The 10216-nt window shown below is 41.2% G+C and carries 7 protein-coding genes and 1 pseudogene; 6 read left to right on the top strand and 2 right to left on the bottom strand.

The window, feature by feature from the left end:
* The first annotated feature begins 135 nt into the window (after positions 1-135).
* Positions 136-1092, top strand: a complete 957-nt coding sequence (locus FNW02_RS06920) for a SprT family zinc-dependent metalloprotease (RefSeq protein WP_191756819.1) — start codon at positions 136-138, stop codon at positions 1090-1092.
* 301 nt (positions 1093-1393) lie between these two features.
* Here the strand turns inward: FNW02_RS06920 and FNW02_RS06915 are convergent, their stop codons facing one another.
* Positions 1394-2314, bottom strand: coding sequence for an FTR1 family iron permease (locus FNW02_RS06915; protein ID WP_191756818.1), 921 nt, complete (start codon positions 2312-2314; stop codon positions 1394-1396).
* A gap of 493 nt (positions 2315-2807) precedes the next feature.
* On the opposite strand from FNW02_RS06915, the gene rnc reads away from it, so the two are divergent.
* Positions 2808-3527, top strand: coding sequence for a ribonuclease III (rnc, locus tag FNW02_RS06910; RefSeq protein WP_191756817.1), 720 nt, complete (start codon positions 2808-2810; stop codon positions 3525-3527).
* Positions 3528-3696: 169 nt separating this feature from the next.
* Positions 3697-4794 (top strand): Gfo/Idh/MocA family protein, encoded by a 1098-nt coding sequence (locus FNW02_RS06905; RefSeq protein WP_191756816.1) that lies wholly within the window; start codon positions 3697-3699, stop codon positions 4792-4794.
* A gap of 112 nt (positions 4795-4906) precedes the next feature.
* On the opposite strand, the gene FNW02_RS06900 is transcribed toward FNW02_RS06905, so the two are convergent.
* A complete protein-coding gene (locus tag FNW02_RS06900; RefSeq protein ID WP_191756815.1) occupies positions 4907-7000 on the bottom strand; it encodes a sensor histidine kinase in 2094 nt (697 codons plus the stop codon).
* 295 nt (positions 7001-7295) lie between these two features.
* On the opposite strand from FNW02_RS06900, the gene FNW02_RS06895 reads away from it, so the two are divergent.
* From FNW02_RS06895 to FNW02_RS06885, 3 genes and pseudogenes are all read left to right on the top strand, one after another.
* Positions 7296-7988 (top strand): RibD family protein, encoded by a 693-nt coding sequence (locus FNW02_RS06895; RefSeq protein WP_191756814.1) that lies wholly within the window; start codon positions 7296-7298, stop codon positions 7986-7988.
* 54 nt (positions 7989-8042) lie between these two features.
* Positions 8043-8720, top strand: a pseudogene (locus tag FNW02_RS06890) (Uma2 family endonuclease).
* Positions 8721-8954: 234 nt separating this feature from the next.
* Positions 8955-10136 carry a GNAT family N-acetyltransferase gene (locus FNW02_RS06885; RefSeq protein WP_191756813.1) on the top strand — a complete coding sequence of 394 codons (1182 nt, stop codon included), beginning with the start codon at positions 8955-8957 and terminating at the stop codon, positions 10134-10136.
* Positions 10137-10216 lie beyond the last annotated feature (80 nt).

Here is a 10216-nt window from a genome sequence, read left to right as displayed (position 1 = left end):
AGTCGAGCTAAGAGTGCGAGTACTGACAACTGAAAACTAATATAGTAGCAGGCAATGGCGGGTTTAAATCCCCCAACTGTTTACTGTTTACTGTTCACTGTTCACTGATTTAAGTATTTATAATAATTAAAATAAATGGACTTTAAGAGTATTCGGTTAAAGAACATTAAAATACAACAAAGTACTATTTCACAAAAAATTTTCAATTTAACTTCAACATCTACCCTAGATTCTGCTCAAATTTATCAAATAATCCAGATTTTAGTAAGAGTAGTAACAACCATTGAACAAATATGTTTTAATCAACAAGCAACTCCAGCCAACTTGACTCGCTCATCTCGTAAAATTTACTCATGGATGAAATTTTTGACGGATGAACACAATCTAAAACTTCATTTATCAAGTACTTTTCGTGTGCAGCAAATTGCTAAAGAAATTCTTGGTAAACATGGTCAAGAATCGATTAAATTAATGATTGAATTTACTAGTTTAGAACTTTTATACAAGGGTAAAAAATCTAGCGACGTTGTTAATATTATTATTAATGAAGGATTTATTAATGCATCAGATGAGGTTTTGCAAGCATTAGTAAAATCCATTCTTTTTGGGAAAAGTCAAGATAATACACGACTCATTAGATCATTTGCTAGTTCAGAAGAATACAGTGATGTACTGCTGGAGCTTGATTTAATTGCTGAAGTCAACGCAGAAAATCCACAAGGTAATTTTTATAACCTGAATGAGTTGTTTGATAAACTGAACCGTGAATATTTTGCTGCAAATCTTACTAAACCGCGTCTTGCATGGAGCCAAATTAACACCTACCGTAAGTTTGGACACTATGAGCCAGCTAGAGATAGGGTGGTGATTAGTTTGACTCTTGATGATGCAAATATACCTGAATTTGTGATTGAGTTTGTTTTGTATCACGAATTGCTGCACAAGTACCACGGCACAAAGTGGGTTCAGGGTAGGAAAATGTTTCACACAAAAGAGTTTCGTGTTAGTGAAAGCAAGTTCAACTTTTATAAAGAAGCATTGAGATGGCTGGAGAAATTGGCATCTGTCAAAGTCAGTAGACGACAGCCTTAACATTAGCGATCGCCTGAAAGAACATACGTTATAAAATACTGCAAGCCTGTTGAAACGCTCAGTTACTCTTCGCTTTCCTGAACACAATGCCTCTGGTTTGGGGTAGTTGAATATCCTTTATACGAGACGTTGCAATGCAACGTCTCTACAGTGGTCTATCTGTCGCATTCTTTTTTAAAATGGTATTCCTTTGGTGGTAAACTTGCGACAAGTTTTAGACTATCCTTGCCAGTTCCGTATCAAATAAACTCATAAAAGTAGGTGAGGCTCATACTTGTGCGATCGCAAGCATAAACGTCTATCAATTAAGTTTGGTTGCTGGTTTTAATTGTGTGGGTTGGCTAAGACTACGGAAGTAGAGGCTACCCACAATCGCCCAAAAGAGCAGATACCCCACAGCTTGAACTAGATACAGCTTTTGGGTATAGCCAAATAAAGTTTTTAGCAAAATTCCAGGAAACTGTCGGTCGGGTAAAATACCTGAGAGATCCCAAATCTGGAACCCCAAAAGACAAGAGGTATTCCCTTGTCCACATTCAACAACTGAGGAATTAATCTGACTCCAAGCAATCGCCGCAGCATCAAGATGACGAAGGGCAGAAATCACCAATCCAGAAACAATCATTAGCAAGAATATGCCCATCACTTGGAAAAATTGGCTCAAGTTAATTCGGATACTCCACTTAAACAGCAGCATCCCAATTAAAACTGCTGTAGTTAGTCCTCCTATTGCTCCAAGGACTGGTATCCAGCCTTCTTGAAACTTAGCGACGATAAACAAAGCTGTCTCTATGCCTTCTCGAAATACGGCAATAAAAATTAAACTGAAAATTGCCCAAGCAGCGCGGTTGTCATTACCCAAAGCACTTTTGACCGAGCCTTCAATTTCCGCTTTGAGAAATCGTGCTTGTCGCGTCATCCAGATTAACATCCAGCTAAGCATGGCGATCGCTGTTACACCCAGTCCGACCTCAAATAATTGCTTAAAAACAGGTGCATAGATATACTTAGATGTTTGCAATCCTTGGATACCTAAGTTTAGTAATAAACCAACTACAAAACTAGCTATAGTGGCGCTAAAAATTCCTAAATATACCCAACGATGCAATTTTTGTTGTTCAGCTTGCTGTAAACATGCCAAGACAATCCCAACAACTAAAGCAGCTTCTACACCTTCTCTTAAAGTAATGAGAAAAGTTGGTAATGCAGCACTCCAATTCATAAGATATTAATTAGATAATTTCAGTAGCAGATGTTTCTGCCGGGTTAGCTACGATAGATGACAATAATTTTACCTCTATGAGCTTGAGCGATCGCTCATCCTAAACCAAAACCGTTTTGCACTCCATGAACGTCACTAAAATATAATCCCTTAAAAATAGCGAAACTCACAGAAAACCAGCCTATCAGGCCGATGCCAACTATTACGTATAATAGTAATAATGTACTAACAAGATTAGCATTGTAAAGTTATTGAAGCAATAGTTAGAGAATTATGGACATTTAAGAGAGATAATAAGGGACAAGAACTTGATTGTACGACTTTTGTATTTCAAGTATTACAGATAATACAGTTTTAAGAAGCAAAATCAATCTATTTTGTAAGTTTTGTGTAAGATTTTTCTCCTTAGAGTCTGAAACCCTTGTCAAATATGTCCTGTCTATCTATTTTAGTCATTAGTTATTAACAAATGACTAATGATGATTAATGAATAATGTCCCTAGCTTATCCACGTCGTCAGCGTCAACTCGAAAGTTTAGTACAAAAATTAGGTATGTCACCAGAAGCACCTATAAAGTGGCAACTACTTGATTTGGCGCTGACTCACCCAACTGTTTCTGAGACGGCAAACTATGAACAACTGGAGTTTGTTGGGGATGCTGTGGTACGTTTGGTAGCAGCCGTTGTGTTATGGGAACATTATCCCGATTGTCCAGTAGGGGATTTTGCAGCGATTCGCTCGGTGTTGGTAAGCGATCGCATCCTTGCCCAACTAGCTAGAGAATACGGTTTCGAGCTATATTTGCTGGTTGCTGGCAGTGCCACAGCTGATAAAATTGGTCAAGAGTCACGACTAGCAGATGCTTTTGAAGCAGTTCTGGGTGCGCTTTACCTCAGTACTCAAAATCTCGAACTGATTCGCCCTTGGTTAGATCCCCACTTTCAACAACTAGCGACAGAAATTCGCCTTGATCCAGCTAGACTCAACTACAAAGCAGCTCTGCAAGAATGGACTCAGGCACAATTTAAAGTTTTACCAGAGTATCGGGTTGTAGAAGTCGGCCAACCGCACCGCAATCAAGAGCGTTTCGTCGCTGAAGTCTGGCTGCACGGAAAAAAACTTGGACAAGGTAAAGGGCGCTCCATCAAAGCCGCAGAACAAGCAGCAGCCAAAGTAGCATTTTTTGCAATTAGCAATCAGGAAAAACCCTGAACTCGAAATACAGTTGATTGTAGAAACGTTGCATTGCAACGTCTCTACGAAATAATCGGTTTTTTCACCCCGATCTTGAATACTGAATCGGTGTCCTAGCCTCAGAGAAGCCGTTGACGCGTCTACGTCCTTTGTATACAAATGACTAATGACTAATGACTAATGACTAATGACAAACAAAATTCAAATCGCTGTCATCGGTGTTGGACGTTGGGGAATACATTTGTTGCGGAATTTTTTAGCACATCCCCAAGTAAATGTAGTTGCAATAGTAGACCCCACTCCAGAACGATTAATAGCAGTAAAACAGCAGTTTAATTTAGATGAAAATGTCGTATTAACAACTGAGTGGCAAGCTTTGAAGCAAGTGCCATTAACAGGGGTGGCGATCGCGACTCCGGCTATTACTCACTATGCCTTAATTCAGGACGCTCTCCAGCAGGGATACCATGTTTTAGCAGAAAAACCCTTAACTCTTAACTCAATACAATGCCAGGAACTTTGCCACTTGGCAGAACAACAGCACTTAATACTCATGGTTGACCACACCTATTTATTTCACCCAGCGGTTGAACAAGGGCAAACTATAGTTGAGGCTGGTAAATTAGGTGATTTACGCTATGGCTATGCCACCCGCACCCACTTAGGGCCGGTTCGGCAAGATGTTGATGCACTGTGGGACTTAGCCATTCACGATATTGCTATTTTTAATACCTGGCTGGGTCAGCTACCCGTGAAAGTACAAGCAACAGGTACAGTATGGCTACAAGGAGGAGTGGGGGAAGTGGAAAAAACTTCTCCCACTCCTGTTGATCAGGAACTAGCCGATTTAGTCTGGGTAACGCTGACATACCCAGATGGCTTTCAAGCATATATTCACTTGTGCTGGCTAAATCCTGATAAACAGAGACGTCTGGGGATTGTGGGTAGTCTTGGCAGCTTGATTTTTGATGAAATGTCACTCTCATCACCGCTGACACTGTTACATGGTGAGTTTGAACAGCGGGGAAATCAATTTATTCCTGTGAATCAAAAGCAAGAAGTACTGGAACTAGAAACAGGTGAACCATTGCAGCGGGTTTGCGATCGCTTTGTTGTCTCCATCCTCAAAAATACTCCCTCAGAGGTTTCATCTGGCTGGGTAGGCACAAAGTTAGTAGAAATTCTGGATGCTTTAACAGCATCTCTTCAGCAAAGCGGCAAACCTGTTTTTCTAAATAACTCCTCTCCTAACTCTTCGCTTGAAAAAGTGCTGAAGCGCGGATAGCTATGGTTTAGCCCGTGATGAGTGCTGAGTGCCTTTTTGAGCGCTGAGTCAGTATTTATTCCCCTGCTTCCCCTGCTTCCCCTGCTCCCCTGCCCCTCTACTTCCCTAACTCCTAACTCCTTTCAAACATGCTCTTAGCACAAGTTCCACCCTTTGGCAAACTTTGTAGTAGACTAATCTCGCAAGCTTTCTCTACAAGCCGATGCTCTGTGTCTTCATCTACCTTCGTTTCCGTACTGTAAACCCCCAAAGATGGGCTTTCCGTAGACGTCAGGTTTGGGTAGCGGCTTCCTTTAGCCCCTTCATCCTCCGGGGGAAATTTGAGTTCCCCTAAGTCATCTTTTTTTTCTGGGGCTGATAATAAGGAGATATCAATTAAAGGTAATGTAATGCTAACTGTCGTACCTTGATGCAGACCCATACTCGCAAGAGTAATGCTGCCTCCCATGAGTTCGATTAAGTTCCGTGAAATCGCTAGTCCCAGTCCCGTACCTTCAAATTTGCGGGCGGTTGTGTCAACCATCACAAAAGGGCGAAACAGTTTGTGTTGTTGAGCAGGCTCAATGCCTATACCTGTATCTTTGACTGTTACCACAACCTGAGATTTGCCAGCACTATGTTGAATTTGTGTAGCAATAGTGATGCCTCCCGTTTCGGTAAATTTGGTAGCGTTACCGATGACGTTAATCAGCACTTGCTTAAGTTTTGCCGCATCTGCTTTAATTGGTATCGGTTCATTTCCTAGCTCACATTTCAGCTGCAAGCCTTTGTGTTGAACATTGACCGATTGTAAATTGATTACTTCTAGCAATAGTTGTCGCAGGTCAAGTGGTACTGTGACTACTGAAAGCTTACCTGCTTCAATTTTAGAAATGTCGAGCAGATCATTAATAATATTGAGTAAGTGAATCGCTGTTTCATCAGCACGCTTGAGAAACTCCATTTCTTCGTCCCGGTTATCGCATAAGCCCTCTTCAACCAAGCGAATACAGTTAATAATAGTATTTAATGGGTTTCGCAATTCGTGGGAAGTAGTAGCCAAAAACTGGCTTTTGATCTGATTAGCGGTTTTAGCTTCTTTCCAAGCTATTTCTAGTTCTTCTGCCCAGGCTTTGAGTCGCTCGACCATTTGGTCTAGTGCTTGGGCCAGTTGATTGAACTCCCGAATTTTAAAGTTGTGTGGAACTGGTTGTGCAGCATGGTGAGAGTGAATATTTAGAGCGTAGTCTCGCAGTTCTTCTACAGGTGTTGCCAGATAAGGAGCGAGATAGAGCGATGCTACCAAACTCGCGCCAATCAAGCCAACTGTTAAAACAATCAAGATGAGTTTGATTTCCTCTAACCCAATAAGAGCATCTTCCACACTAGTAACAGCTAAGATAATCCATTTTTGCTGTTGTTGATTTGTAATTGGATTTGCAATAGCTGTATAGCCAGCTATTAGTTCTTGTCCCCTTGCAAAAGATAAATTGATCGAATCTTTTTGTCCTGCGATCGCCTTTTTAATAATGCTTTTCAACCGGGAAGCATTTGGGTGCTGTTCGATATTTGTCCCCAGCCAATTTGTCAATGGATGGGCTAAAATTGTGCCATCTTCAGCAATGACTACTATAGAGCCTGTGAGCGACCCTGGCTGATTTTCGGTCTGCTGGTGCAATGTGGACTGAATATTTAAGGTATAAATCAAGTTTCCCCGGCGATTATAGACCGGAGCAGATAATAATAATTGCGGTTGATTTTGGGTAGTTTTTTTCCCAGTTGTTCCTACTTTCGGTGGTGGTATCGCTTTAATATCAATTCCGTCACTTGGAAAAGGTAATTTCAATTCTCCAATTACTTGATCGCCACAGGTACTAGCAACGATTGTACGGGTTAGTACATTCATTAATTGGATGCACTCAATCCGGGCTGGCAATTGTTGCTTTAACTGAGTGATAAATTGTTGCGCTTCTAAAGGCGAATTCGATTGAATTGAGGTTGTTTGACTTGCAGTGAGTAAGGTAGTTTTTAATGTGGCGATCGCATCGGTAATTTTTTCCCCTTTATTGATGGCGCTTTCTGTTAAGTTTTGACGGGCAGTTCTCAATAAGCTAGAACGTGCCTTATTGAGGGCAAAAATCTCCCCTACTAATAAAACTGGAACGAACAGAAGCAATATTCTTGTTACTAAAATTCGGCGAAAAGATGATTGATGGGATTTAGCCATTGAGTGTCTCACTTCGCATCTGCAAACCACAACAGTAACGATATGCAATTAGACCAGCTAAATGAGACATTTTATTAAATTATCAGAACTTTATTTTCAATGTTTAAAAATAACAAATTGTGATATTGCAAAAAGAAACGTGGTATACCAAAACTCATAGATGGTAGATGTAAAACCGACTTACATTGCATATAGATACAGTGGTGAAATTGTTAAACAGTGACTTGCAAGCATGGAATTTTTTTAATAATCAATACACTAGCAAGGAAAATATTACAACTATCAAACCAACGTAATGGTGCAACATCGTCCTCATACTACAGTTGTTTTAGCAATGAGTGCAGATGGCAAGATAGCAGATATTAGGCGATCGCCTGCTCGGTTTGGTTCAAGGGCTGATAAAGCACACTTAGAAAAACAAATCGCTGCCTCTGATGCTGTTTTGTTCGGAGCTGGTACTCTCCGCGCTTACGGTACAACACTTACCGTATCACATCCAACCCTATTGGAACACCGAACACAAGAGGGCAAGCCTCCGCAGCCAGTTCACATAGTGATTACACACTCTGGAAACCTCAATCCGGAGATTAAGTTCTTTAAGCAGCCAGTTAAACGCTGGTTGCTTACGACAACAGCAGCAGCAATTTCCTGGCAAGGACGCTCAGAATTTGAGCAGATTTTGGTTTTTGAAACACCAACGGGGAAAATTGACACCCTTGCTGCTTTGCAACACCTGGCAACTCTAGACATAACAAGATTAGTAGTCTTGGGTGGAGGTGAATTAGTCGCTTCTCTGCTGGAGTTAAATTTCATTGATGAATTATGGTTGACTGTGTGTCCAATGATTTTAGGTGGTACTACTGCACCTACCCCCGTAGAAGGCAGAGGATTTGTAGCCGATTTAGCTCCTAAGTTGCAACTTCTAGAAGTTAATACCGTTGATCAAGAAGTGTTTTTGCACTATCGGCTGCAACAATCAGCAGATTAGATTACGCTAAATAAGGCTATGGTGGGAGTGGCTTGTGAACAGAGGTAATAAATTATGATTCAAGCCTTACGTAAACTAGTAACCTTTGAAGATTTTGCAGCGTGGCGGCCCGAGGGCGGAAGATACGAATTACATGATGGCGTGATTGTTGAAATGGCACAACCCGTGGGAGACCATGAAGATGTTGTTGGTTTTATAGCAAGAAAACTTACAGTAGAATTTGATCGATTAAATTTACCATTAACAATCCCCAAAACTGCGCTGATTAAACCTTCTACTTCGGAATCTGCTTACTCCCCAGATGTGCTATTACTCAATCGCCCTAATTTAGTAAATGAGCCGCTATGGAAAAAAGAATCAACTGTCAGCCTTGCAGCATCAATTCCCTTAGTAGTTGAGGTAGTGAGTCAGTGCGTTGCGCGGGTTCCCCGCGTTGATGCAACTGACGAACCCGTAAGGGTTAGTACCAACTGGGATGATGACTACTACACAAAGCAGGGTAAGTATGAGGGTATTGGAATTCCTGAATACTGGGTTGTGGATTATCTCGGTCTAGGCGCTAAAAAGTTTACTGGCAACCCCAAACAGCCTACTATATCTATTTATCAATTAATCGATGGTGAATACCAAGTTACTTAATTTAGAGGCAGCGAGCGCATCGTCTCGCCTACTTTCCTGGAGTTAAATTTAACCGCCAAACAGATTTTTCAAGCTGGAGGACTAACAACGTAGCCACGACATGACTTGACTGATTTTGAAGACAGACAATTGCAAGTAAGTAGAACAGGGTAAAGAATTAAAGGTTTGTAGTGAGAACTGAAGTTCTCAAAAAAGGACTAAAGTCCTTACTACGAACCACGACGTGACTTGACTGATTTTGAAGACAGACAATTGCAAGTACAAAATTACTTATTTTCTCCTTCTAGTCCCTAATCCCAATCCCTAATCCTCCTCAAAAGCCACACGATGGTGGAACAACTCAAACCTCGCTATTCTGTCATTTGGACTAACAAAATCGCTGAAGTACCCCAAGACGCCTGGAATACTTTGGCAATGCCACTCAAAACACCGTTTTTAGAATGGGAATGGCTGAAAAATCTCGAAACCTCCCAGAGTGCTACGGCTAAAACTGGTTGGTTGCCAAATCACTTAACACTGTGGCGAGATAGAACACTGATTGCTGCTGCGCCTCTTTATCTGAAAGGACATAGTTATGGTGAGTTTGTATTTGATCACCAGTGGGCAGAGTTAGCCGATCGCATTGGAGTCCAGTATTACCCAAAATTGCTAGGAATGGTTCCATTTACTCCCGCTGAAGGCTATCGGTTCTTAATTGCTCCAGGAGAAGACGAGGATGAAATCACAGCGCTTATAGTCCATGAAATTGACTCTTTTTGCGTCAAAAATCGGATTTCTGGGTGTCATTTTCTCTACGTTGATCCCGAATGGCGGCCTGTGCTGGAACGACACGGCTTTACAACTTGGTTGCACCACAGCTATGTTTGGGAAAATGCCGGATTTAAAACTTTTGATGATTACTTAGCAGTTTTTAACGCGAATCAGCGTCGCAATATTAAACGGGAACGCAAAGCTGTAGAGAAAGCTGGTTTACGATTGCAAGCGCTAACTGGGGATGAAATTCCTAAGTCTTTGTTTCCTTTGATGTACCAGTTTTATGCTGATACCTGTGATAAGTTTGGCTGGTGGGGTAGCAAATATCTAACAAAGCGATTTTTTGAGCAGCTACACGCGGATTATCGGCATCGAGTCTTGTTTTTCGCCGCATACAGCGAGCAAGATAGTCAGCATCCTCTAGGAATGTCGTTTTGTTTATTTAAAAATGACAAACTATATGGACGCTATTGGGGGAGTTTTCAAGAAATAGATTGCTTGCATTTTGATGCTTGTTATTATGCACCGATTGAGTGGGCGATCGCTAACAACATCCAACTTTTTGACCCTGGCGCGGGTGGACGCCACAAAAAACGGCGCGGTTTCCCCGCTATGCCCAATTACAGTTTGCATCGTTTTTACAATAGTCGTTTAGAGCAAATTTTACGCCCTTACATTCGTGAAGTGAATCAACTCGAACAACAGGAGATTGAGGCAATTAATACGGAGTTGCCATTTAGTGAGAAAAATAGTTAAGCAGTAGCAGCAATTAGTACAAATAAACTAGCTAAAATTTGAGTTTATCTTTCCACCGAAGGATACAGATTGTGGCATAA

Source organism: Komarekiella delphini-convector SJRDD-AB1, from assembly GCF_014831675.1.
Lineage (GTDB): Bacteria > Cyanobacteriota > Cyanobacteriia > Cyanobacteriales > Nostocaceae > Komarekiella.
Note: the sequence above shows the minus strand (reverse complement) of the source record. Positions and strands in the feature narration are given on the sequence as shown.

Excerpts from the sequence above, each read along its gene's own strand:
- FNW02_RS06920 (WP_191756819.1), top strand. The coding sequence starts at position 136 with ATGGACTTTAAGAGTATTCGGTTAAAGAACATTAAAATACAACAAAGT.
- FNW02_RS06915 (WP_191756818.1), bottom strand. The coding sequence starts at position 2,314 with ATGAATTGGAGTGCTGCATTACCAACTTTTCTCATTACTTTAAGAGAA.
- rnc (WP_191756817.1), top strand. The coding sequence starts at position 2,808 with ATGTCCCTAGCTTATCCACGTCGTCAGCGTCAACTCGAAAGTTTAGTA.
- FNW02_RS06905 (WP_191756816.1), top strand. The coding sequence starts at position 3,697 with ATGACAAACAAAATTCAAATCGCTGTCATCGGTGTTGGACGTTGGGGA.
- FNW02_RS06900 (WP_191756815.1), bottom strand. The coding sequence starts at position 7,000 with ATGGCTAAATCCCATCAATCATCTTTTCGCCGAATTTTAGTAACAAGA.
- FNW02_RS06895 (WP_191756814.1), top strand. The coding sequence starts at position 7,296 with ATGGTGCAACATCGTCCTCATACTACAGTTGTTTTAGCAATGAGTGCA.
- FNW02_RS06885 (WP_191756813.1), top strand. The coding sequence starts at position 8,955 with ATGGTGGAACAACTCAAACCTCGCTATTCTGTCATTTGGACTAACAAA.